23 protein-coding genes are annotated in these 22,682 nt (G+C 71.1%); 13 read left to right on the top strand and 10 right to left on the bottom strand.

Annotated elements, in window-relative coordinates:
• Nucleotides 1-239 precede the first annotated feature (239 nt).
• The 3 genes from MFF54_RS24350 to MFF54_RS24340 all read left to right on the top strand — a co-directional run bounded on the left by MFF54_RS24350 (nt 240) and on the right by MFF54_RS24340 (nt 2,278).
• Nucleotides 240-650, top strand: a complete 411-nt coding sequence (locus MFF54_RS24350) for a hypothetical protein (RefSeq protein WP_238306783.1) — start codon at nt 240-242, stop codon at nt 648-650.
• 77 nt (nt 651-727) lie between these two features.
• Nucleotides 728-1,888 (top strand): ribonuclease D, encoded by a 1,161-nt coding sequence (rnd, locus tag MFF54_RS24345; RefSeq protein ID WP_238306782.1) that lies wholly within the window; start codon nt 728-730, stop codon nt 1,886-1,888.
• A 102-nt stretch (nt 1,889-1,990) separates the two neighbouring features.
• Nucleotides 1,991-2,278 carry a hypothetical protein gene (locus tag MFF54_RS24340; RefSeq protein ID WP_238306781.1) on the top strand — a complete coding sequence of 96 codons (288 nt, stop codon included), beginning with the start codon at nt 1,991-1,993 and terminating at the stop codon, nt 2,276-2,278.
• Nucleotides 2,279-2,296: 18 nt separating this feature from the next.
• Here the strand turns inward: MFF54_RS24340 and MFF54_RS24335 are convergent, their stop codons facing one another.
• On the bottom strand, nt 2,297-2,713 hold the full coding sequence (locus tag MFF54_RS24335; RefSeq protein WP_238306780.1) for an EVE domain-containing protein: 417 nt from the start codon (nt 2,711-2,713) through the stop codon (nt 2,297-2,299).
• Nucleotides 2,714-2,863: 150 nt separating this feature from the next.
• Here MFF54_RS24335 and MFF54_RS24330 point away from each other — a divergent pair, with 150 nt between their 5' ends.
• Nucleotides 2,864-3,610, top strand: a complete 747-nt coding sequence (locus tag MFF54_RS24330; protein ID WP_238306779.1) for an RNA methyltransferase — start codon at nt 2,864-2,866, stop codon at nt 3,608-3,610.
• Nucleotides 3,611-3,617: 7 nt separating this feature from the next.
• Here the strand turns inward: MFF54_RS24330 and xoxJ are convergent, their stop codons facing one another.
• The 4 genes from xoxJ to MFF54_RS24310 form a co-directional block, all read right to left on the bottom strand.
• Nucleotides 3,618-4,481: a rare earth element methanol dehydrogenase accessory protein XoxJ gene (xoxJ, locus tag MFF54_RS24325; protein ID WP_238306778.1), complete on the bottom strand. Its 864-nt coding sequence runs from the start codon at nt 4,479-4,481 to the stop codon at nt 3,618-3,620.
• Complete coding sequence (locus MFF54_RS24320; RefSeq protein ID WP_283206317.1) at nt 4,481-5,095, bottom strand: c-type cytochrome, methanol metabolism-related; 615 nt, start codon at nt 5,093-5,095, stop codon at nt 4,481-4,483. The genes xoxJ and MFF54_RS24320 overlap by 1 nt, the downstream gene beginning before the upstream one ends.
• A gap of 134 nt (nt 5,096-5,229) precedes the next feature.
• Nucleotides 5,230-7,035 (bottom strand): lanthanide-dependent methanol dehydrogenase XoxF1, encoded by a 1,806-nt coding sequence (gene xoxF1, locus MFF54_RS24315; protein WP_238306777.1) that lies wholly within the window; start codon nt 7,033-7,035, stop codon nt 5,230-5,232.
• Between the two features lie 613 nt (nt 7,036-7,648).
• Nucleotides 7,649-9,169, bottom strand: a complete 1,521-nt coding sequence (locus tag MFF54_RS24310; protein WP_238306776.1) for a sensor histidine kinase — start codon at nt 9,167-9,169, stop codon at nt 7,649-7,651.
• A gap of 249 nt (nt 9,170-9,418) precedes the next feature.
• On the opposite strand from MFF54_RS24310, the gene MFF54_RS24305 reads away from it, so the two are divergent.
• From MFF54_RS24305 to MFF54_RS24285, 5 genes are all read left to right on the top strand, one after another.
• Complete coding sequence (locus tag MFF54_RS24305; protein WP_238306775.1) at nt 9,419-9,874, top strand: (2Fe-2S)-binding protein; 456 nt, start codon at nt 9,419-9,421, stop codon at nt 9,872-9,874.
• Nucleotides 9,875-9,904: 30 nt separating this feature from the next.
• On the top strand, nt 9,905-12,133 hold the full coding sequence (locus tag MFF54_RS24300; protein WP_238306774.1) for a xanthine dehydrogenase family protein molybdopterin-binding subunit: 2,229 nt from the start codon (nt 9,905-9,907) through the stop codon (nt 12,131-12,133).
• Nucleotides 12,134-12,303: 170 nt separating this feature from the next.
• A complete protein-coding gene (locus MFF54_RS24295) occupies nt 12,304-12,945 on the top strand; it encodes a uracil-DNA glycosylase family protein (RefSeq protein WP_238306773.1) in 642 nt (213 codons plus the stop codon).
• 46 nt (nt 12,946-12,991) lie between these two features.
• Nucleotides 12,992-13,690: an orotidine-5'-phosphate decarboxylase gene (gene pyrF, locus MFF54_RS24290; protein WP_238306772.1), complete on the top strand. Its 699-nt coding sequence runs from the start codon at nt 12,992-12,994 to the stop codon at nt 13,688-13,690.
• A complete protein-coding gene (locus MFF54_RS24285; protein WP_238306771.1) occupies nt 13,690-14,034 on the top strand; it encodes a DUF1330 domain-containing protein in 345 nt (114 codons plus the stop codon). Before pyrF ends, MFF54_RS24285 begins: the two co-directional genes overlap by 1 nt.
• An 88-nt stretch (nt 14,035-14,122) precedes the next feature.
• On the opposite strand, the gene MFF54_RS24280 is transcribed toward MFF54_RS24285, so the two are convergent.
• A complete protein-coding gene (locus MFF54_RS24280; RefSeq protein WP_238306770.1) occupies nt 14,123-14,767 on the bottom strand; it encodes a TetR/AcrR family transcriptional regulator in 645 nt (214 codons plus the stop codon).
• A gap of 216 nt (nt 14,768-14,983) precedes the next feature.
• On the opposite strand from MFF54_RS24280, the gene MFF54_RS24275 reads away from it, so the two are divergent.
• Nucleotides 14,984-15,754 (top strand): SDR family NAD(P)-dependent oxidoreductase, encoded by a 771-nt coding sequence (locus tag MFF54_RS24275; RefSeq protein WP_238306769.1) that lies wholly within the window; start codon nt 14,984-14,986, stop codon nt 15,752-15,754.
• A 6-nt stretch (nt 15,755-15,760) separates the two neighbouring features.
• On the opposite strand, the gene MFF54_RS24270 is transcribed toward MFF54_RS24275, so the two are convergent.
• Nucleotides 15,761-16,333: a polysaccharide biosynthesis/export family protein gene (locus MFF54_RS24270; protein WP_238306768.1), complete on the bottom strand. Its 573-nt coding sequence runs from the start codon at nt 16,331-16,333 to the stop codon at nt 15,761-15,763.
• A 190-nt stretch (nt 16,334-16,523) separates the two neighbouring features.
• Here MFF54_RS24270 and MFF54_RS24265 point away from each other — a divergent pair, with 190 nt between their 5' ends.
• Entirely contained in the window at nt 16,524-18,812 is a 2,289-nt protein-coding gene (locus MFF54_RS24265; protein WP_238306767.1) for a GumC family protein, read from the top strand.
• 18 nt (nt 18,813-18,830) lie between these two features.
• Here MFF54_RS24265 and MFF54_RS24260 read toward each other — a convergent pair whose 3' ends face one another.
• On the bottom strand, nt 18,831-20,009 hold the full coding sequence (locus MFF54_RS24260; RefSeq protein WP_238306766.1) for a GNAT family N-acetyltransferase: 1,179 nt from the start codon (nt 20,007-20,009) through the stop codon (nt 18,831-18,833).
• Nucleotides 20,010-20,236: 227 nt separating this feature from the next.
• Here MFF54_RS24260 and MFF54_RS24255 point away from each other — a divergent pair, with 227 nt between their 5' ends.
• Nucleotides 20,237-21,295 (top strand): polysaccharide deacetylase family protein, encoded by a 1,059-nt coding sequence (locus MFF54_RS24255; RefSeq protein ID WP_238306765.1) that lies wholly within the window; start codon nt 20,237-20,239, stop codon nt 21,293-21,295.
• Nucleotides 21,296-21,304: 9 nt separating this feature from the next.
• On the opposite strand, the gene MFF54_RS24250 is transcribed toward MFF54_RS24255, so the two are convergent.
• Together MFF54_RS24250 and MFF54_RS24245 are read right to left on the bottom strand one after the other, a co-directional pair.
• A complete protein-coding gene (locus MFF54_RS24250; protein ID WP_238306764.1) occupies nt 21,305-21,631 on the bottom strand; it encodes a hypothetical protein in 327 nt (108 codons plus the stop codon).
• Between the two features lie 87 nt (nt 21,632-21,718).
• Nucleotides 21,719-21,925: a DUF2842 domain-containing protein gene (locus MFF54_RS24245; protein WP_066923559.1), complete on the bottom strand. Its 207-nt coding sequence runs from the start codon at nt 21,923-21,925 to the stop codon at nt 21,719-21,721.
• Nucleotides 21,926-22,062: 137 nt separating this feature from the next.
• Here MFF54_RS24245 and MFF54_RS24240 point away from each other — a divergent pair.
• On the top strand, nt 22,063-22,682 hold a 620-nt coding region (locus MFF54_RS24240), incomplete at its 3' end, for a COX15/CtaA family protein (RefSeq protein ID WP_238306763.1).

The raw sequence follows: 22,682 nt of genomic DNA, 5'->3' as shown, positions 1-22,682 counted from the left end.
GTCGATGAACAGCACGCCGCCGTGGTCGCGGATGCGGTGGCACCAGCCGGAGAGGCGGACGGTGTCGCCGACGTCGGACGGGCGGAGCGCCCCGCAGGTGTGGGTACGGTAACGGTGCATGGCAGGCTCTCGGGAACGAGGCCGGCACCATTCACGGGAGACCCACCAAGTCAAGCGCGCGCCGCGATTCCGGCCCCCGGAGACTACCGGAATCGGGGGTGGATCCCCATATGATGTCCATGAACGCGCACGTCTTTTCCGATTTTCGGGCGGCTCGACCCGAGCCCGCCGCACCCGCGGCTCCGGCCTGGCATCTCCTGCCGCTGGAGGGCCGGTTCGAGCTGGTCTACGAGGACGGGCAGGGGGTCTGGAGCCGTCGCACAGTCGCGGCGCGCGAGCTGAAGCTCGGGCCGGGCCGCACCTTGCTCGGCGGCATCGATCCGGGACGGGGCGGCTACCGCGGCTTCCGGGTCGACCGCATCCGCCGCCTCACCGACACCGCGACCGGCGAGCGGCTGGAGGGCGGCATCCTCGACTGGCTGATGGCCCGCGCCGAGGCGCAGCGCCGGGAGCAGGCAGGGCACCACCGCCGGCGGACGCGCGAACAGACCCGCGCCCGCCGCGAGGCGGCGCTGGAACGCCTCGCCTGAGCCTCCGTACTCTGCGGGCTGGGGAGGGCCGGGGCGCACCGCTCCCCAAGCCCGAAAACCTCCGGTATAGCCGGGAGATGGACCTGATCAGCACCACCGCGGCGCTCGAAGACGCCTGCGCCCGGCTCGCCGCCCAACCCTTCGTGACCGTCGACACGGAGTTCATGCGCGAGACGACCTACTACCCCAAGCTCTGCCTGATCCAGATGGCGGGGCCGGACGGGACGGCCGTGCTGGTCGATCCGCTCGCCAAGGGGATCGACCTCAAACCCTTCCTCGACCTGATGGCCGACGAGGGCGTGGTGAAGGTGTTCCACTCCGCTCGCCAGGATCTCGAGATCATCTGGCTGATGGGCGAGATCCTGCCCCACCCGTTCTTCGACACCCAGGTCGCCGCGATGGTCTGCGGCTACGGCGACTCGGTCTCCTACGAGCAGCTCGTCAACGACGTGGCCAAGGCCAAGATCGACAAGTCGTCCCGCTTCACCGACTGGTCGCGCCGCCCGCTCTCGGACGCGCAGCTCGCCTACGCGCTCTCGGACGTGACGCACTTGGTCAAGGTCTACGAGAAGCTCGCGGGCGAGTTGCTGCGCACGGACCGCGGCGCCTGGCTCGACGAGGAGATGGGCGTGCTGATCTCGCCCGAGACCTACCGGGCCGACCCCGCGCTCGCCTGGCGCCGGCTCTCGGGCCGGATGCGCAAGCCCCGCGAGATCGCGGTGCTGATGGAGGTGGCGGCCTGGCGCGAGCGGGAGGCGCAGGCCCGCAACGTGCCGCGCGGGCGCATCCTGAAGGACGAGGCGGTGATCGACATCGCCACCGCCGGCCCGCGCAGCGTCGAGGCGCTGGGACGCCTGCGCACGATTCCCGCCGGCTTCGAGCGCTCGCGCACCGGCACCGAGATCCTGGCCGCGGTCGAGCAGGGCTTCGCCCGCGACCTCTCCGAGATCCGGCTCCCCGAGCGGGCGCGCAGAAGCGGGGGCGGCAACGGTGCGCTGGTCGAACTCCTGAAGGTGCTGCTGAAGGCCGTGAGCGAGAACGAGGGCGTGGCGCCCAAGATCATCGCGACGGTGGACGATCTCGAGGCCGTAGCCGACGACGACGAGGCGGAGATCCCGCTGCTCCAGGGCTGGCGCCGCGCCCTGTTCGGCGAGAAGGCGCTGGCGCTCAAGCACGGCCGCCTCGCGCTCTCGGCCGAGGGCGGCCGCATCGTGGTGCGCGCGCTGGATCAGGCATAGGGATCGCCCGCTCTTTCGCACGGGACGGCGTGACAGAGGGCAGGGACGGGATTAAATGGCAACGGGATTGCCGCTTACTCCCATCCCTCCGCGTCGCGTCTCATGGCCGAACCGAACGATGTCCTGAAGACGCTGACGGGGCTCGGCCATGTCTCCGCGGAGGGGTGCGTACCGGTTCGGGTACGCTACCGCCTGATGCTGGAGCGCCGCGGGGACGGGCTCCTCGCGCACGGGACGCTCCGGGGCCGCCATGCGAGCCTGCGCCCGATCTGGCTGGAGCCCGACGCGCAGCTGCGCCTGCGCAGTGGCCGGCGGCTCGCCATCTCGGTGACCGACCTCGTCGGCGACGACGCTGAGTTCGAGAGCACCGGCCCGGTCGGCGAGCTGTAGCCGCGGCTTCGGGCGCCCTCAGTCCAGACCGCCCATCCGGCGGATCAGCGCCCACTCCGCCTCGGTCACCGGCTGAACCGAGAGGCGCGAGTTGTTGACCAGAACCATGTCCTTCAGGGCGCTCTCGGCCTTGATGGCGTCGAGCGTCACCGGGTGCGGCACCGCCTCGACCGCCCGCACGTCGACCATGCCGAAGCGGCCGGTCTCGTCGGTGTGGTCCGGGTAGTAGGGGCGGATCACCTCGACGATGCCCACCACCGCCTTGCCCTCGTTCGAGTGGTAGAAGAAGCCCTGCTCGCCGATCTGCATCGCCATGAGCTGCTTCTTGGCGAGGTGGTTGCGCACCCCGTTCCAGAAGGTACCCTCCGCGCCCGCCGCGACCTGCTGGTCCCACGACCATGTCGAGGGCTCGGATTTGAACAGCCAGCGCGCCATCGTGTGCGTTTCCCGTGCCGGCCTCCCGGGACCGCGCAGGGGATCCCATAAGCCGGACCGTGCCCGCGCGCAGCACCCGCAGCACATCTTCCCCTTTAGTCCTGCGCGGTTTGGTTGCTAGGGAGATGCGGTCCCCACCACCGGTCCGCCATGAAGAGCCTCGAAATCACGCCGGGCGTCGCCCCCGTCATCATCCTGGTCGAGCCGCAGCTCGCCGAGAACATCGGCATGACCGCCCGCGCCATGGCGAATTTCGGCCTGTCGGAGCTGCGCCTCGTCAACCCGAAGAACGGCTGGCCCAAGAAGGGCGTGCGGGAGGCAGCGTCGGGCGCGACGCACGTCCTCGACGCGGCCACCATCTACGCTACCGTGCCCGAGGCCATCGCCGACCTCCACCACGTGCTCGCCACCACGGCGCGCGAGCGCGGGCAGATGAAGCGGGTCTACGGCCCCGAGGAGGCGATGGAGGCGGTCTGCGCCCGCGCGGGCCAGCGCGTCGGCGTGCTCTTCGGGCGCGAGCGCGTCGGGCTCACCAACGACGAGGTGTCCTACGCCGACGCGATCGTGACCTTCCCGGTCTCGCCGGACTTTCCCTCGCTCAACCTCGCGCAAGGGGTGCTGCTGACGGCCTATGCGTGGCGGCAGGCGAGCGGCCGAGCCAAGCTGCCGTTCACGGGCGAGATGCTCTCGCCGCCCGCGACGCGCGAGGCCCTGCTCTCGCTGTTCGGCAGCCTGGAGGCGGCGCTCGACGGGGCGGGCTTCTACCCGCCTGAGAAGCGCGACATCATCGCCCGCAACATGCGGGACATGCTCCACCGGATGGCCATGACCGAGCAGGACGTGCGGACGGTGCGGGGCGCGCTGAAGGCCCTGACGCGGGGCCGTGGGGAGGCTTAAGCCTTCCCTACGGCTTGCCCGGTTCCAGCAGCCGGTTGTCGTTCTCGTCCAGCAGCGGCACATCGAAGTCCCGCAGCACACGCTCGATGTCGTCGCGGCGCTTGCGGAGGATCGTGTTGAGCTGGCGCTTCCAGTCGTCCTCGCCGAGCCGCACGCCCATGCCGATGCGGTAGGTCATGGCGGGCCGGTCGGGCTCCTTGAGAAGCGGCACGACGTCGAGCGGATTGCCGGTACGCGCCGCCGCCTGCTTGGCGAGCCATCCCGCTGCAGGGCCCCAGATTACGGCTGCGTCGATCGCACCCTCGGCAAGGTCCGAGATGACCTCGGCCGAGACCGTCTGGTGCGGGCGCGCGGGATCGAGCTGGTAAGGCGCGTAGGCCTTCATGCCGGAGATCAGGCCGAGATCACCCATCCGGTTCACCGGTGGCGTGCCGGCGATGACGCCGATGCGCTTGCCCTTGAGGCGCGCGTCGTCGAGCCCGGTCACGTCAGTGAACGCGCCGCGGCGGGTCACCAGCGTGTAGGCCGAGCGATAGTAGGGATTGGTGTTCTGGACGAGCTCACTGCCGAGCGCCGAGCCGATGATGATGTCGCACAGGCCGGTGCCCAGCGTGTTGCGCACGAAGCCGGGGCCTTGCGTGAGCCAGTAGTACCGGACTTTGACCTTCAGCTCGTCCGCGATGATCGCGGCGATTTTGTTCTCGAATCCATCCTCCTTGCGCTGGGAGAACGGCATGTTGCCCGGGTCGCCGCAGACGCGCAGCGTGTCGGTGGTGACGAGGTCGGGCAGGTGCTGCGCCGGGGCCTCGCGCGCCCCTGCTAGGAGCAGGAGCGCGCAGGCGGCAGCCTTGGCGGTCGCGCGGGGCGTCATCAGCCGCCCAGGCACTCCTTCTCGGCCTTCTTGGCGGCCTCGGGCTTGTCTTCCTTGTCGCTCGGGCGGACGCGGCCCATGGCGCCGGCGGCGCGCGCCTTCAGGTAGACGTAGAGGTCGTCGGCGTAGCACATGACGTTCTTGTTGTCGCCGAAGGCCGGCATCACGCTCTCGCCGCCACCCGCGGTGTGGTTCTGGCGGCCACCGGCGATGATGCCGATGAATTCCTCGTAGGAGAGCCGCTTCAGCGAGTCCTTGAGGGCGGGCGCGTAGGTCGAGCCCATGCCGTCCGGGCCGTGGCAGACGTGGCACTCGGCATGGTAGCGGCGGTAGCCCGAATAGGCGTACCAGTCGAACTTCTTGCCCTCGTTGGTCACGTGGAAGGTCGGGTGACCTTCTGCGTCGAAGTACTTGCCGTCCTCGACCTTCACGGCAGCATCGCGCTTGAGCAGCTTCTCGTCCTGCTCGGCGGTCTTGTCGTTCGGGTTCAAAGAATTGGCGAGGGCGGGATCGGCGGGCTTGGCATCCTCAGCATGTACGGCAACCAGATTGACGGTTGCTAGGGCGAGGGCAGCCACGAGCGGCCGCGTAACGAACGTGCTGAGGTGGTTCAACGGATATCTCTCCCTGGACCTGGCCGTGCCATTCCACCGATCGGGGCCGACCTTCTTGAGGAACAGTCTAATCATAAGAGTACCGGCGCGGAAGCCCGCGCCGGTACCCATTCACCTCTGAGACCCGCGACCGATTAGTTCGGCAGGGCGAAGACGGTCAGCTGACCGCCGAGGTTGGTGTAGTTCGACAGGGCGGCGTAACCGCCGACTGCGCCGAGACCGGCATTCGGGTCGGTCAGGCCGGCCGCGAGGCCGATGCCGGCCCAGCCGCCGACGCCCGAGAGGACGCCCACGTACTGCTTGCCCTTGTGCTGGTAGGTCATCACGTTGCCGATGATGCCCGACGGGGTCTTGAACTTGTAGAGCTCCTTACCCGTCTTCGAGTCGACAGCCTTCAGGTAGCCCTCGAGGGTACCGTAGAAGACCACGTCGCCGGCGGTGGCAAGTGCGCCCGACCACACCGAGAACTGCTCGGCGTTCGACCACTTGATCTTACCGTTGACGCCGTCCCAGGCGATGAAGTTACCCATGCCGCCGTGCGAGCCGGGGGCGGGGTACATCGACAGGGTCGCACCGACATAGGGCTGGCCCGGGGTGTAGCTCACCCGGAACGGCTCGTAGTCCATGCAGACGTGGTTGGTCGGCACGTAGAACAGGTTGGTCTTGGGCGAGTAGGCCGCCGGCTGCTGGTCCTTGGTGCCGAGCGCGGCCGGGCAGATGCCCTTCGAGTTCACGTCCTCGCCGTTCTGCTCGGTCGAGTACTTCGCCACGACCAGCGGACGGCCGTAGGTCTTGGAACCCTTGTCCATGTCGACCTTGGTGGCCCAGTTCACCACCGGATCGAACTTCTCGGCGACGAGGAGCTCGCCGGTCGCGCGATCGAGGGTGTAGCCGAAGCCGTTGCGGTCGAAGTGGGTGAGCAGCGGACGATCCTTGCCGTCAACCTTCTGATCCGTGAGGATCATCTCGTTGATGCCGTCGAAGTCCCACTCGTCGTGCGGGGTCATCTGGTAGACCCACTTGGTCATGCCGGTATCCGGGTTACGCGCCCAGATCGTCATGGACCACTTGTTGTCGCCCGGACGCTGCTTCGGGTTCCAGGTCGAGGGGTTGCCCGAGCCGTAGTACATCAGGTCGAGCTTCGGATCGTACGAGAACCAGCCCCAGGTGCAGCCGCCGCCGGTCTTCCACTGATCGCCTTCCCAGGTCTTCAGCGAGGAGTCCTTGCCGATCGGCTTGCCGAGCGCGGTGGTCTTCTCAGGGTCGACGATCAGCTGATCGTCCGGGCCCATGGAGTAGCCGCGCCACACCTTCTTGCCGCTCTTCAGGTCGTAGGCGGTGACGTGGCACTGCACGCCGAACTCGCCGCCCGAGATGCCGACGATGACCTTGTCCTTGACCGGCAGCACGGTCGCGGTGTTGGTCTCGCCCTTCTTCGGGTCGCCGTTCACGACCGACCAGTTGACCTTGCCGGTCTTGGCGTCGAGCGACACGACGGTGGTGTCGGCCTGGTGCAGGATGATGGTCCCGTCGGCGTAGGCCAGACCACGGTTGACCGTGTCGCAGCACATCACCGGGATCACGGACGGATCCTGCTTGGGCTCGTACTTCCAGACGATCTTGGCCTCGTTGTCGAGGTCGAGCGCGTAGACGATGTTCGGGAAGGGCGTGTGGACGTACATCATGTTGCCGACGACGAGGGGGGCGCCCTCGTGGCCGCGCAGCACGCCGGTCGAGAAGGTCCAGGCGACCTGGAGGTTCTTCACGTTCGAGGCGTTGATCTGGTCGAGCTTCGAATACCGCGTATTGCCGTAATCGACCGTCTGAAGCACCTGCTCCGCCGGGTTGGCGATGCCCTTCAGCACGCTGTCATTGGCCAGGGCCGGGGCAGCGAAAGCCGCGACGCCTGCACCGAGGGCGAGAAGATGAACCGCTCTCATGGATTCCTCCGACAAGTCTTTGAGGCCTCAAGTCACGGGTGTTCAGCCCGCACCTGCGAGACCTGACCTGCTGTTTGCGACAGGGATACTGTTACGCTTCGGTAGCGGGTCGCTCTCACGGTGCCGAACGAGCACCGAACCAGAGCCGGCCATCCCTCAGGCCAGCTCCTCGAAACCGAAGCTTGAACGAACTCTAAGAGAAATTTGAGCGCCGTCAATCCGTCTTGCCGCTTCTGCCCGCGACAGGGCAGCGCAGATCCCCAGTCGAGATTGCGCGCCGGTAAATGCTGCCACGCACAAATTCTCTTTTGCGGCGCAGCAATCCGGCTGTTTTCAGGCGCCCATCACACCTTCGCGACCGCGTCATCATGCGCTATACGCAGAAACATTCGCCGCGCGGCCTTAGCGCATGCGCCCAGGGCGGAAGCGGACGGTTTTGCAGCGCCGAACATTGTCCTGCGCAGTCCACCGCGCTTCGAGTTCTGCAAGCCCGCCAAGTTTCAATCGCACGCCGCTGTCAGAGTGCGCGAGCCTGCCGAATCCTCCCGAATCGCCGACCCTACTCCGCTCGCGGCACGGATGCCGGGGCGGGGTACCGGGCCGCTCAGGCCGCTCAGGCCGCGCGCGCGGCCGGCACCGCGACGGCCGGCACCGTGACGGCCGGAAGCGTGTCCATCACCCGGCTCGCCGGCAGGGTGACGATGACCTCGGTGCCTTCCCGCGGGCGCGACTTCAGGGTGAAGTGGCCCCCGTGGAGGTCGACGAGCCCCTTCACGATGGGCAGGCCGAGCCCGGACCCCTGCTCGGCGGTCTTGATCGCCATCGAGCCGCGGCCGAAGGACGACATCACCGTGTCGATCTCGTCCTCCGGGATGCCCGGCCCGCTGTCCTTGACCGCGACGTACTGGCCACCGGAGCTCGTCCAGCCGACCTTGATGGTGATCTCGCCGCCCGGCGGCGTGAACTTCACGGCGTTCGACAGGAGATTGAGCACGATCTGCCGCAGCGCCCGCTCGTCGGCCCAGATCCGCGGCAGCGAGGCGTCGATGAACTCGCGGAAGGCCTGGTTCTTCGCCTTGGCCTTCAGACCCATCATGTGGCGGCACTCCTCGACCACGTGGGCGAGCTGCACCGCCTCTTCGTTCATCTCGTAACGGCCCGCCTCGATCCGCGAGAGGTCGAGAATCTCGTTGATGAGGTTGAGGAGGTGCATCCCGCTGTCGTGGATGTCCGTCGAGTACTCCCGGTAGCTCGGGGCGGCGTGCGCGCCGAAGACCTCGTTCTTCATCACCTCCGAGAAGCCCAGGATCGCGTTGAGGGGCGTGCGCAGCTCGTGGCTCATCGTGGCGAGGAAGCGGGACTTGGCGAGGTTCGCCTCCTCGGCCCGGCGCCGGGCCTCGTCGGAGTTGGCCTTGGCCTGTTCCAGCTCGCCGAACACCGCGTCCTTCTCGGCCCGCGACTGCAGGGCTCCGACCGTCGAGGTGTAGAGGCGCCGGGCGAGGCCGAGGAAGAAGATCTGCGAGCCGCACGCCATCGCGACCAGGAGCAGCGCATCGGTCTCCCGCGAGAAGGCGAGCAGCGCCAGGGCGCCCGCGATCAGGGGCGCCAGCGCGGCCACCGCCGCCGCCGGCACGGTCGCGGCCAGCATGGTGGCGACCGCCGAGGCGATGACGAGCCCGAACAGCCCGAAGGTCCAGCCGTCCGTGGCGCCGAGCCCGACCATCGCGGCCCAGGCCAGGCTCTGGAGCGCCTCGCCGAGGACGAAGCGGCGGCGCCAGCGCGACAGCGCGATCGCCTCCGGGTCCGCACGCAGGAAACGCAGGCTCATCAGGGTATTCAGGCTGACCAGCAGGATGACGCCGATCGCCCAGAGCGCGGGGATCACCGCACCCGTCCAGAAGCTTGCGGCGACAGCCAGCGTGATCGCGAAGAGGCCGAGCGGTATGCCCGCGCCCGCGCGGTACTGGGCGTAGTGGCGCAGCAGCTCGTAGTCGAAGGCGCGCTCCAGCCCCGTCTGGGAGGTCAGGCGCTCCCGCGCCGAGCGCATCTCCCGGGCGATGCCGCGGCGTCGCGCCACCTCCTCCGTCGAGGGACCGCGCCCGCGCTGTACCATCTCGACGGTCAGGTCGGACATCGAACCCTTGAACGCTGCGCTGGAAGACGGGGCCGCGGCCAGCCCGAGACCGCCTGCGCCAGAATGAGTCGGATATGTTAAGAACGGCCTGCCGCGACGCCTCGGATTGTTCGCACCGCGCTCGCGCCTGATTCACGCGGGGGTTGCAACACGCTCAAACGAGGGTTGCGTGCTCCGGCGCACATGCACGCTTTGCGGAGCGGATTATCGCTGGCGCGACTCAGGATTCGCGATCCAGGGGAGGTTCGGATGGTCAAGCTCACCGTCAACGGCGCGACGCACGAGGTCGAGGCCGATCCCGACATGCCGCTCCTCTGGGTGCTGCGCGACCGCCTGGACAAGACGGGCACCAAGTACGGCTGCGGCATCGCGCAGTGCGGCGCCTGCACGGTCCATCTCGACGGGCAGCCTGCGCGCGCCTGCCAGACCCGGATCGGCGACGTGGGGGATGCGCAGATCACCACGATCGAGGGCGTGTCCGGCCGCGTCGCCGAGGCCGTGCAGGGCGCCTGGCGCAAGCTCGACGTCGTGCAGTGCGGCTACTGTCAGTCGGGCCAGATCATGTCGGCGATCGGCCTGCTCTCCGGCAACCCGAAGCCGACGGACGCCGATATCGACGGCGCCATGGACGGCAACATCTGCCGCTGCGGCACCTACCAGCGCATCCGGGCGGCGATCCACGAAGCCGCCCGCAGCCTCGCCTGATCCCATCCGTCCACTGACCGGAGCACACCCATGCTGAAGATCCGTCAGCCGACGACCCGATCCCCGAATGAGGCCGCGCCGCGCGCGAGCCGCCGCGGCTTTCTCACGGGCGCCGCCGCGGCCGCCGGCGCCATCGTGATCGGGTTCCGCCTCGATCTCGGCAAGGCGCGCGCCGAGGGCGCCGACCTCGCCGCCGTGAAGGCGCAGCCCAACGCCTTCGTGCGGATCGGGGCCGACGACACCGTCACGGTGATCGTCAAGCACCTCGACATGGGCCAGGGCAACACCACGGGCCTCGCCACCATCTTGGCCGACGAGCTCGACGCCGACTGGTCGACGGTCCGGACCGAGTTCGCGCCCGCCGACGCCGCGCTCTACAACAACCTGCTGATGGGTCCGATCCAGGGCACCGGCGGCTCGACCGCGGTGGCCAATTCCTGGATGCAGCTGCGCAAGGCGGGCGCCGCCGCCCGCGAGATGCTGGTGGCCGCCGCCGCCTTCGCCTGGAAGGTCCCGGTCGCCGAGATCACCGTCGAGAACGGCGTGGTGCGCCACGCGGGCTCGAACCGGCAGGCCCGCTTCGGCGAGCTCGCGGCGTCCGCCGCCTCGCTGCCGGTGCCGCAGGAGCCGCGCCTGAAGGACCCGAGCCAGTGGCGGCTCATCGGCCAGCGCGTGCCGCGCCTCGACTCCAAGATGAAGACCGACGGCAGCGCGGTCTACGCCCTCGACACGCGCCGGACGGGTCAGGTCACGGCGGTCATCGCCCGCGCGCCGCGCTTCGGCGCAACTGTGAAGGGTTTCGACGATGCGCAGGCCCGCAAGGTCGCGGGCGTCATCGACGTGGTGGCGATCCCGACCGGCGTCGCGGTCATCGCCCGCGACACCTGGGCGGCGATGAAGGGCCGCGAGGCGCTGAAAGTGACATGGGACGAGAGCGCGGCCGAATCCCGCTCCTCCGACGCGATCCTGGCCGAGTACCGCGAGACGGCCAAGCGCCCCGGCATCGTCGCCTCCGAGCGCGGCGACGCGGGCGCCGGCATCAAGAGCGCGGCGCAAGTCCTGGAGGCCGAGTTCAGCTTCCCCTACCTCGCCCACGCCGCGATGGAGCCCCTCAACGCCACGATCGAGCGGGCGCCGGACGGCACCTACGACATCTACGCGGGCCTGCAGTTCCAGACGATCGAGCAGGCGACCGCGGCCGCGATCCTCGGCGTCACCCCCGACAAGGTCCGGCTGCACACCCAGTGGGCCGGCGGCTCCTTCGGCCGGCGCGCCACGCCGTCGGCGGACTACATCGCGGAGGCCGCAGAGATCCTGAAGGCGTCCGGGGCGAAAGCTCCCGTGCACCTCGTCTGGACCCGCGAGGACGACATGACGGGCGGCTACTACCGTCCGACGGTCTACCACAAGATCCGCGCCGGCCTGGACGCGAAGGGCGCGGTCACGGGCTGGCAGCACGTCATGGTCGGCAAGTCGATCATGATCGGTTCGCCCTTCGAGGCGATGCTGGTGAAGAACGGCGTGGACGGCACGACCGTGGAGGGCGCCTCGGACACGGCCTACGCGCTGCCGGCCTACCGCTTCGAGGTGCACAACGCCCGCGAGGGCGTGCCGGTCCTGTGGTGGCGCTCGGTCGGCCACACCCACACGGCGCATGCCATGGAGGTGATGATCGACGAGTTGGCCCACGCCGCCAAGGTCGATCCGGTGGCCTACCGCCTGTCGCTGCTCGCGAACGCGCCGCGGCTGTCGGGCGCGCTCAAGCTCGCGGCCGAGAAGGCGAACTGGGGCAACGGCCAGGACAAGGCGGGCGAGAAGGGCCGGGGCCTCGGCGTGGCCGTCCACGAATCCTTCGGCTCCTATGTGGCGATGGTGGCCGACGTGACAGCCGGGACCGGCAGCATCAAGGTCAACCGCATCGTGGCGGCGGTCGATGTCGGCATCGCGGTCAACCCGGACATCGTGCGGTCGCAGGTCGAGGGCGCGGTCGGCTTCGCGCTCTCCTCGGTGCTGCGCAACCGCGTCACCCTGAAGGACGGCGTGGTGCAGGAGAAGAACTTCGACGCCTACGAGCCGACCCGGATGAGCGAGATGCCGGTGGTCGAGGTGCACATCGTGCCGAGCCAGGCGGCGCCGACCGGCATCGGCGAGCCGGGCGTGCCGGTGCTCGCACCCGCGATATCCAACGCGGTGTTCGCGGCGACCGGACAGCGCCTGCGCGCGCTGCCCCTCGACCTCGCCGGCCTGAAGGGCGTGTGATTCGCCGCACATCGCGGTCGGGAGCGCGGGGTCTAAGCCGGTCGTTGAAAGCACCCCAAGGCTTTCTTTGACCCCAGCACTTCTTCACGGCGCGGCTCACCCCGCGCCGTTTTTTTATCGCGCCTCCGTCCCCTCGCCGCATGCTGCCGCAGCCCCCATCTGCCGGGTGGATGGCAACCCCCGACCCTTTCGCAACGACCGCCGCACGCCTGCGCACCTGCCGGATCTGCCGCGACGCCCCGCTCTACGGGCCGCCCCTGCCGCAGGAGCCCCGGCCGATCGTGCAGGGCTCGGGGACGGCCCGGCTCTGCATCGCGAGCCAGGCGCCGGGCACGCGGGCGAACCGCACCGGCCAGCCCTTCACCGATCCGTCCGGCGTGCGGCTGCGGTCCTGGCTCGGCCTCGACGAGGCGGCCTTCTACGATGCCTCCCGCGTCGCCATCGTGCCGATGGGCTCGTGCTTCCCCGGCCTCGACGCCAAGGGCGGCGACCGGCCGCCGCGGCGGGAATGCGCGGAGCGCTGGCGGGCCGAGCTCTTCGCCGGGCTTCCGGACCTCGAGCTGATCCTGGTCATCGGCCAGTACGCGCAAGGGTGGCATCTCGGGAAGATGCCGGGCGGGCTGACCGCCACGGTGCGCGACTGGCGCGCGATCCTCTCCGCGCCGCGCCGACCGCGGGTGCTGCCGTTGCCGCACCCCTCCTGGCGCAACAACGGCTGGCTCAAGCGCGAGCCCTGGTTCGAGGCCGAGTTGCTCCCCGTCCTGCGCACCGAGGTGGCGCGGGTGATGACCGTCCCGGCGGAGGGCGATTGACAAACCCGGAGGGCGGCCCGATCCCTCGCCCCCGACCGGAGACCGCATGAGCCAGATCACCGACCCGCGCGACCGCCTGATCGTCGCCCTCGACCTCGCCGACGTGGAGGCCGCCCGCGCCCTGGTGGACCGGATCGGGGACGCAGCCACCTTCTATAAGATCGGCTACCGGCTCGGGTACAACGGCGGCCTCGCCTTCGCGCGCGAGCTGACGGGGCGCGGCCTGAAGGTCTTCCTCGACCTCAAGCTCCACGACATCGGCAACACGGTGGAGGAGGGTGTGCGGGCGGTGGCCGGCCTCGGCGCCAGCTTCCTCACGGTGCACGCCTATCCGCAGACCATGCGGGCGGCGGTGCGCGGCCGGAGCGGAGACCTGAAGATCCTCGCCGTCACCGTGCTCACCTCCTACGACGAGGCCGACGCGCGGGAGGCCGGCTACGCTCTGCCGGTGGCCGAGATGGTGGCCAAGCGCTCAGGTCAGGCCCGGGAGATCGGCATCGACGGGATCGTCTGCAGCGCTGCCGAGGCGGTGGCTGTGCGCGGCATCGTCGGGCCGGACCGCCTGATCGTGACGCCGGGCATCCGTCCCGCCGGGTCCGATCTCGGCGACCAGAAGCGGGTGCTGACGCCCGGAGAGGCGCGCCGGGCCGGCATCGACCACGTGGTGGTGGGACGCCCGATCACGGGCGCGGCCGATCCGCGGGCGGTGGCACGGGCGATCGTTGGCGAGATGGAGGCGGCGTGATGGTCAGAGGCTACTGGATCGTGCGGGTCGACGTGAGCGACCCGGAGGCCTACGGGCGCTACGCGAAGGCGAACGGGGCTGCCTTCGCCAAGTTCGGCGGCCGCTTCCTCGTGCGGGGCGGCGGCTTCGAATCCGTTGCGGGCACGGCGCGGGCCCGCAACGTGGTGCTGGAATTCCCGAGCTATGAGGCGGCGCTCGCGTGCTGGAACTCCGACCTCTACCAGGAGGCCCGCGCGCTCCAGGGCGGCACCGAGGCCGAGATCATCGTGATCGAGGGCTATGACGGCCCGCAGCCGGGCGCCACGGAGGTCCCGCCGACCGCGAACACCCCGGCCTCGGAATAGGCGCTGCTCTTCGCGCGTCGAGCGCGGAAGCGCGGCGTGTCCCGGGTGCTTGCCGATCGCGCCGGGCCGTTCGAAGGTCGCCCCCCCCTCAGCCTGCGGCCGGATGCCCCGGGCGCAGGCCGCGGAGCACGAAGGCGATGATCTGGTCGAGGGTCGGCTCGGGCAGTTGCCGCAGCTGGCTGACCATCAGCGGGTGGGTGTGACGCAGGATCGCCGCCTGGACGCAGCGGGCCGCGACCGCCGGGTCCTCCGCCGCGAACTCGCCCGCGCGCACGCCGTCCCGCACGATGCGCTCGAACACGGCGCCGATGCGGTCGACGTGGTGGCGGCAGACCTCCCAGCTCTCCCCCATCGCCGCCTCGATCATCTCGTGGATGCGCGGGTAGCCCGCCCAGCGCTCGACGGTGTCGCGGTGAAGCGTCTCGATGGCCTGCCGCAGCCGCGCCTCGGCGGTGAGGCCGGCCGCATCGGCGATCCGGGCGATCAGCGCTTCGACCTCTCCGGTGACGCGCTCGACCACCGCCTCGTTGATCGCCTTCTTCGAGTCGAAGAAGCGGTAGACGTTGGCCGGGCTCATCTTCAGCGTCTTGGCGATGTCGGCCACCGTGGTCTTCTGGTAGCCGATCTCGCGAAACGAGCGCTCGGCCACCGCCAGGATGCGGCAGCGCGTGGTCGGCGCGCTCTCCTCGGAGGCACCCTCCTGCGCGGAATCCGGATGGGCCAGGGTGGTCATTCTCGCTGCTTGTGCCGTGGCGGGAGCGGGCTGCTGAGCCGGCTTGTGCGCCCTGATTAGGCAGGCCGGCCCGGCCCGTCAAAAGCCGCCCGCCCCGGCGGTGGTTCCGGAGCGGGGCGATCCGCCGCCCGGCCGATCGCGGAACCCCGCCGGGGGGTGTCGATTGCCTCGCCGAGAGCGGCCCCCGGCCGTCCCCCAGGAAGCGAGCGACGGGACATGAAGCTGCAGAACAGGCGGGCCCTGGTGACGGGCGCGGATTCCGGTATCGGCCGGGCGACCGCGGAGCTGCTGGCCCGCGAGGGGGCCGACGTCGCGATCACCTACAACACCGACGCCGACGGCATCCGCGAGACAGAAGCGCGCGTCGAGGCCGCGGGCCGGAGGGCCCTGTCGCTCCAGCTCGATGTCGGCGACCCCGCCTCGGTGCGGGCGGCCTACGACACGATCGCGAGCCGGTTCGGCGTGCTCGACATCCTGGTCGCCAATGCCGGCCAGGCGATGAGCGGCATGGCGGTGGCCGACATGGAGGATGCGCGACTCGAGCAGATCCTCAGGGTGAACCTGATGGGCCCGCTCTTCACCGTGCGACCCTTCATCCACCTGCGGCGCGCGGCGGGCGGGCGCGGCAAGGTCGTGTTCGTCTCCTCGGTCGCCCAGCACCTGCCGACGCCCGAGAGCGCGCCCTACGGCATGTCGAAGGCGGGCCTCGGCTCCCTCTGCCGCAGCCTGTCGCGGGAGCTCGCCGAGGACCGGATCAACGTGAACAACGTCGCCCCCGGCCTCATCGAGACGCCGATGACCGCCGACCGCTTCGAGAACCCCGACAAGCTGGAGACGTCCCTCGAGCGGATCCCGTGGCACCGGGCCGGTCAGCCCGAGGACATCGCGCAGGCGATCCTCTACCTCGTCTCGGACGAGGCGGACTACGTCACGGGCCACACGCTCGTGGTCGATGGCGGCCTCACCATGCAGTGGGGCGGGGCGTGACGCGGCTCAGAAGAACCGCTCCTTGATCACGATCGTGTCACCGGGCCGGACCGGATAGCTCATCGGCACGATGCCGTTGACGAGCCCGCCCGGCCCCCCACGGGTCAGGACGGCGTAGTCGCGCGCCGCCCTCGGGCCGAAACCGGCCGCGATCGCCACCGCGCTCTCCACCGTCATGCCGTTGACGTAGGGGTACTGCCCCGAGGTCGTGACCTCGCCCAGGATGTAGAAGGGGCGGTAGGCGTCGACCTCGACGGTGACGTGGGGCTCCCGCACGAAGCCCGAGGCGAGCCTCGCCTCGATGGTGCGGGCGGCCTGGGCGGTGCTCTGCCCGCCGATCCCGACCGCGCCGATCAGCGGCATGGCGATGCGGCCTGCGCCGTCCACCGCGTAGATGTTCGAGAGGTTGTCCTGCCCGAATACGATCACCCGCAGCTTGTCGCCGGCCGCCAGCGTGTAGCGGGCGCCGATCGAGCCGGTGCCGGTGGCGTCGAGATCCGCGGTGCGGAACTCGGGACGGAGGCAGCCGCCGAGGGCGAGGCTGCCGGAAAGTGCCAGGAGCAGAGCGCGCCGGTTCATCACACCATGACCGTCGGAGAATACCAGATGCGACGAGGCCTAATCCGTTAGGGTTAATGAAGACTGACCCGGCCCGCACACGGCCTGCGCGCCACGAGCGGGTACGGCCGGGCTTAACGGGTGCTCAACCTTAACCGCCTCATGATGCAGCCGGGCGGCAGGTTCGCCCGTACCGTCGCGAAGGCCGTTCATGTCCCGCCCCAGCCCGCGCGCAACAGCCGAAGGTCGCCCCTCGGGGGAGGGCGTGAGCGTGGCCGAATTGCCGGGCCTGCTGCGCCGCTCCTGGGCCTGGATCCTGCTCCCGACGCTCGCCGCCGCCGTCGCCGCCCTCGCCTTCGTTCAACTCGTGCCACCGCGCTACACGGCAGAAGCCAAGCTCTTGCTGGAGAGCCGCGACCCCGCCTTCGCCCGCACCGCGCAGGAGCGCGCCGACCAAGCGACGCCGATCGACGAGCAGGCGGTCGCGAGCCAGGCGCAGGTGATGATGTCGCGCGACCTCGCCCGCGAGGCGATCCGCCGGCTCAAGCTCGTCGGCAACCCGGAATTCGACCCCGAGGCGGCCCCGCCCGGCCCCCTGCGCCAGGCGCTGATGCTGCTGGGTCTCGCCCGCAACCCTCTCGAACGCCCGGCCGAGGAGCGGGTGCTCGACACCTTCCTGGAGCGCCTGCTGGTCTACCCGGCGGGCAAGTCGCGCATCCTCACGGTCGAGTTCCGCTCCCGCGATCCGGACCTCGCGGCCGAGGGCGCCAACACGGTGGCCGAACTCTATCTCGGGTCCCTGGAGGCGGCCAAGGTCGATACCGCCCGCTACGCCTCGACCTGGCTCGGGGGCAACATCGACACGCTCCGCCGCCGCGTCACCGAGGCCGAGGCCAAGGTGGAGGCCTTCCGGGCCAAGAACGGTCTCGTCTCCGGCTCCGCCGGGACGGGCCAGCGCCTGACCAGCCAGCAGCTCTCCGAACTCTCGACCCAGCTCTCGCAGGCCCGCACCATCCAGGCCGATCTCGCGGGCCGGGTGAAGTCGATCAAGGAGATGATCAAGGACGGGCGCGCCTTCGAGATCCCGGATGTGGCCAACAACGAGCTGATCCGGCGCACCATCGAGAACCGCATCACCGTGCGGGCGCAGCTCGCGCTCGAATCGCGCACGCTGCTGCCCGCGCATCCCCGCATCAAGGAGCTGACCGCGCAGGTCGGCGAGCTCGACGCGCAGATCCGGGCCGCGGCCGAGCGCATCGGGCGGACCCTGGAGAACGACGCGCGCATCGCCGCCTCCCGCGTCGAGAGCCTCCAGGCCGCCGTCGACGGGCAGCGCGACGTGGTGGTGAAGGGCAATTCGAGCGAGGTGGAGCTGCGCGCGCTGGAGCGCGAGGCCAAGGCACAGCGCGAGCAGCTCGAATCCTACCTCTCGCGCTACCGCGAGGCCGCCGCCCGCGACGCCGAGAGCGCGACGCCCGCCGATGCCCGAATCGTCTCGCGGGCGGTGCGGCCGGAGCAGCCCTCCTTCCCGAAGAAGCTGCCGACGCTCGGCTTCGCGACGCTGCTGGCCTTCCTGCTCTCGAGCGGTGCGGTGATCGGCCGGCGGCTCCTGGCCGAGCCCGGTCTCCCGCCGTCACAGGACGGCGACGCGCCTTGGGGCGGCGACGCGCCGCAAGGCGGCGGCGACGGGCCGGGCGGTCGGGGCCGCTCCTGGCGGCGCACCGAGCCCTACAGCTTCCCCGAGGCCATGCCGCCGAACCGCTGGGAGGGCGGAGCCGCCGCCAACGCGGATGCCGCCCGCCCCGCGGCCCAGGCCGGGATGCCCGCCTCGGAAGCGTCGGCAACCACGGATCTCGGCGCGCGGGCGGCCGCGCCCGCGCCGGATCCGGCCGGCTTCGCGCTCGGCCCACTGGTCGCCCGCCTCGGCAGTGGCCCGCGCCGCGCCGCCGGCCGCACGGTGCTGGTGGTCGAGACCGAACCGCGCCGGGACGGCGACCTGCCGGACGCGCTGGCCCGTCACCTCGCCGCGGGCGCCGCGACGCTGATGGTCGACCTGAACGGACCCGAGGAGGAGGCGGACGAGGCCGGCCTCACCGACCTCGTCGCCGGCGAGGCAACCTTCCAGGACGTGATCCAGGCGACCGGCAGCCTGCAGCGGATCGCCACCGGGTCCATCGACACGCAGGTGCTGCTGGACGAGCCCGAAACGCTGGCCGCCACGGTCGAGGCGACGGCCGAGGCCTATGCCTGGGTGGTCTTCCGCCTGCGCCTCGCGCCCGACGTCCTCGCTCTTCTGGCGCATCTCGCCCCGCAGATGGACAGCGTGATCCTCGCCTCGAACGCCTCCGCGGACGACGCCGAACTCGGCGAGCTGTTCGGCCTCGCCGAGGATGCGGGCGCCGGACAGGTGCTGGTGGCGCAGGACCGCCCGGCGCGCCGCGCCGCGGCGATCGAGGCCCCCGCCGAGGAGCCGATGGCGCTGCGGCTGACCGCGGCCTGAGCCTGCCGCGGGCGACCTTCAGGCCCGCAGCCGACGCAGGCGCCCGAGCAGGGCGGAGAGGCGGGGGTCGCGCTTAATCCGACGCTTGGCGCGGATGAACCCGGCCGCGGCCAGCGCGTAGGCCCGGCCCCGCAGGGTGACCGGCAGGATCGGCTGAGCGATCGCGATGGTCTCGTCGCAGGTGTTCTGCTTGTAGCGCGCCTCGCCGATGCCGAGATCGAGGCTGCGCCGTCCGCGGGCGGCCTGATCGCGCACGAGGTGCTGCAGCAGCAGGTCGCCGGGACTGGACCTGGCGATGTCCGGATCCGCGTCGAAGGCGGTGAACATGCCGCTGTACCGAAGCGTGTCGACCGCGCCGCCGAAGGTCGCGAGCACGCGGCCGGTGCGGCCGGCCACCAGCGCGTGGATCTCGATCGCCGGATCGGGTCCGGCGGCGGCCCGCGCGAGGAAGGTGCGGATGGCGGGATCGGCATAGGGGTCGCGCAGGCCCTGCGCCGCGAGCCGCGCCGCCTTCTGCGCGTGGAAGGCCGCCAGGAAGGCGGCGCACGCCTCCGGCGTCTCGGCCCTGATGCAGGCAAGGGGGCCGAGGCTCTCGGCCAGACGCCGCTCCTTCGCGCGCAGCTTCTTGCGCGCGTCCGCGCTGAAGGCCCGGCGCAGGCTCGCCTCGGGATCGGGGTCGAGCCGCATGCCGTAGGCGTCGCTCGGCGCTGCGGGCGCCCCGGCGGCCAGAGGGTTGGGCCTCCCGTCCCAGTGCCGGGGCTGGGATCCCAGCAGGAACACGTCGATCCCCGCGGGCCGCGCCGCCCCGCGCAAGGCGCGCCGCAGCGCCCCGGGCGCGAGCGCCGCCGCCTCGGGATCGGCGAAGAGGGGCAGGTGGAAGTTCGCCTGCGCGCCGCCGACGACGCGCGCGATCCGCACGCCGAACGACCGATACAGGCACAGGGGCAGGAGCAGGCGCGGGCGCCCGGCCGCGTCGCGCACCACCAGCACCCGGATGCCGGACGGGTCTGGCAGGGCGCAGACGTAGGCCGAGATCCAGGCGAAGCGCTGATAGGGCGTTGCGAGGCGTCCCGCCCGCGCTTCGAGAGCGCGCCAGAGTTCCTCGGCCTCCGCGAGGCCGGGCAGGATCTCGGCCCGCAGGGTCGGCCCATCCGCCTCGGCCGAACCGCTCTCGGGATTCAGGACCCGAACCGTCATGCGCTCTCCGCGAGCCCGGACCGACGCGTCCGGAACGGCCGCACGGACGCAGCCCCTATAGCGCGAGCGTCGGCCGGGAGCACGCGGGAACACCCGGCACGACGGCTCAAGGAGGTGGATAATCAGATGTCGGCGGCCCGGACCAAGTCCTGGCTTTCGCCTTCCTTTACCGCCGCGCCGCGACAGTCGCCCGGTCAGCCCGGTCCCGGGCCCCGGGGCCGCCCGCCATGCTCTCCTCCCGCGCCCGCCACCGCCTGTTCGAGGCCGGGTTCCGGACGGTCGCGGCGACCGGGGCCGACCGTTGGCTGACGCCGCTCACCCGCGGCCGCGGGCTGATCCTGACCTTCCACCACGTCCAGCCGGAGCCGCCCGCCGCCTTCGCGCCGAACCGGCTCCTGTCGATCACGCCGGACTTCCTCGATCTGACGCTGAGGACGCTGCGGGCGCGCGGCTTCGCGCTCTGCGCCCTCGACGATGTCCCGGCGCGCCTCGCCCGCGGGGACGGCCCGCCCTTCTGCGCCCTGACCTTCGACGATGGGTACCGCGACAACGCCGTCCACGCTGCGCCGGTGCTCGCCCGCCACGGGGCACCCTGGACCTTGTTCGTGGCGAGCGACTTCGCCGCGGGCGAGGGACGGCTCTGGTGGGTCGAGCTGGAGCGCGCCGTCGCGCGCCTCGACCGGGTGCGGCTGGAGGCGGGCGGACACCCGATCGACCTGCCGGCGCGCAGTCCCGTCGAGAAGACCCGTGCCTTCGAGGCGGTCTACCGCGCGCTGCGGGCCGGGCCGGAGGATGAACTCCTCGCCCGGATCGGGGATCTCTGCCGCGCGGCCGGCCTCGCGCCGGGGACGGCGGCCGCCGAGCTGTGCCTGGACTGGGACGCGCTGCGGGCGCTCGGCCGCGACCCGGCGGTGAGTTTCGGCGCCCACACGCGGAGCCACCCGATGCTGGCCAAGCACCCGCGCGAGGCGGCCCTCGCCGAGATCGCCGGGAGCCGGACCCGGATCGAGGCGGAGCTCGGCCGCCCGGTCCGGCATCTCTCCTATCCGGTGGGCGACCCGACCTCGGCAGGGCCGCGGGAGTTCGCGCTGGCGCGGGACCTCGGCTTCGCGACCGCCGTCACGACCCGGCCCGGCCACCTCTTCGCGGAGCACGCGGCGCACCTGCACGCCCTGCCGCGGGTCTCGGTGAACGGCTGCCACCAGTCGGCCGCGGCGCTCGGCGGGCTGCTCTCGGGCGTTCCGCTCCTGGCCTGGAACAGGGGCCGGCGGCTGAACGTCGCCTGACCCGCCGGGTCAGCGGCGGCCGCCCGAGGTGAAGACCGCGCGCTGGCGCCCGTGCCGGCCGCGGTAGCGCCGGCCGCGGCCCGCCTCGGCCCGCGGCTCCTCCGCCTGGGGGATCGCGGCCTGGGTCGCGGCGGAGGGGGTGTCCGCGGCGGCGAAACCTCCCGCCACGTTGCGGGCGGCGGGGCCGAACATCGCGAGGCACTGGTTGTAGGCGAGATCGTTCTTCAGGCGCTCGCACTCGCCGACGGATCGCGGCGCCCCCTGGGCAAGGGCGGGACCGGCGGCAAGGACGACGAGACCGGCGAGGACAGGCCGGCACGGGAACGATCGGGGCATCGGATATCGCGGCTGGAGGGGACAAGCGCGGCGCTTGTCCCGCCTTCTCGTCCCGGAGTGCGGCGAAATCTGGGGCCCGCGCCCCTCTCAGGCGTCCGGCCGCTCCATCCAGCGGATCAGCGGCATCAGGGGGAAGATCCAGGCGATGCCGAGGATGCAGTAGACCACCGTCTGCAGCGCCGGGTGCAGCTGGGAGATGCGGCTGTCGGCCAGCGCCATGGCGAGCGGGGCGTAGAGCATCACGAAGGCGATGAGCCCCACCGTTCCGATCAGGGTACGGGTGCGACGGCGCAGGGCGGTCCTCATGGCGATCCTCTTGGCGATCCTCTTGGAAACCCCGCGCGATGCCGCAGCGGCATTGCCGGGCGTTGCCCCCGGCGGCGGCATTGCCTAACCGGAGGCGGACGTAACCGAAAAGCAGATCTGACGCGATGCGGCTCTCCATCCACGGCCGGCCCGACGACCTCACCGGTGCAACGCGCGGATCCGGCGTGCGCGCCTGGCTCTACATCGTGGCCGCCCTCGTGGTCGCGATGGTGGCGGTGGGCGGCGCGACCCGGCTCACCGGCTCCGGCCTCTCGATCACCGAGTGGCGCCCGGTGACCGGCGCGGTGCCGCCGCTCTCGGCCGCCGACTGGGCCGCCGAGTTCGACAAGTACCGCGACACGCCGCAGTACCGGATCCTCAACCAGGGCATGGGGCTCGCCGACTTCAAGGTGCTCTACTTCTGGGAATGGGGGCACCGCCTGCTCGGGCGCTTCCTCGGCCTCGTCTTCTTCCTGCCGCTCGTCTGGTTCTGGTGGCGCGGCCGGATCGGGCGCCGCCTCGGGCTCGGGCTGCTGGCGCTGGGGCTCCTCGGCGCGCTTCAGGGCACGGTCGGCTGGATCATGGTGGCGTCGGGCCTCAAGCCCGGCATGACGGCGGTGGCGCCGCTGAAGCTCGCGATCCACCTGACGCTGGCGAGCCTGATCCTGGCCGGCCTCGTCTGGCTGGCCGCGGGCGAGCGCCGGGACGTGCGGGCGCCCGCACCGGCGCGGCTGCGCGCCGCGGC

The sequence above is a fragment of the Methylobacterium gregans genome (genome assembly GCF_022179245.1).
GTDB lineage: Bacteria > Pseudomonadota > Alphaproteobacteria > Rhizobiales > Beijerinckiaceae > Methylobacterium > Methylobacterium gregans.
Note: the sequence above shows the minus strand (reverse complement) of the source record. Positions and strands in the feature narration are given on the sequence as shown.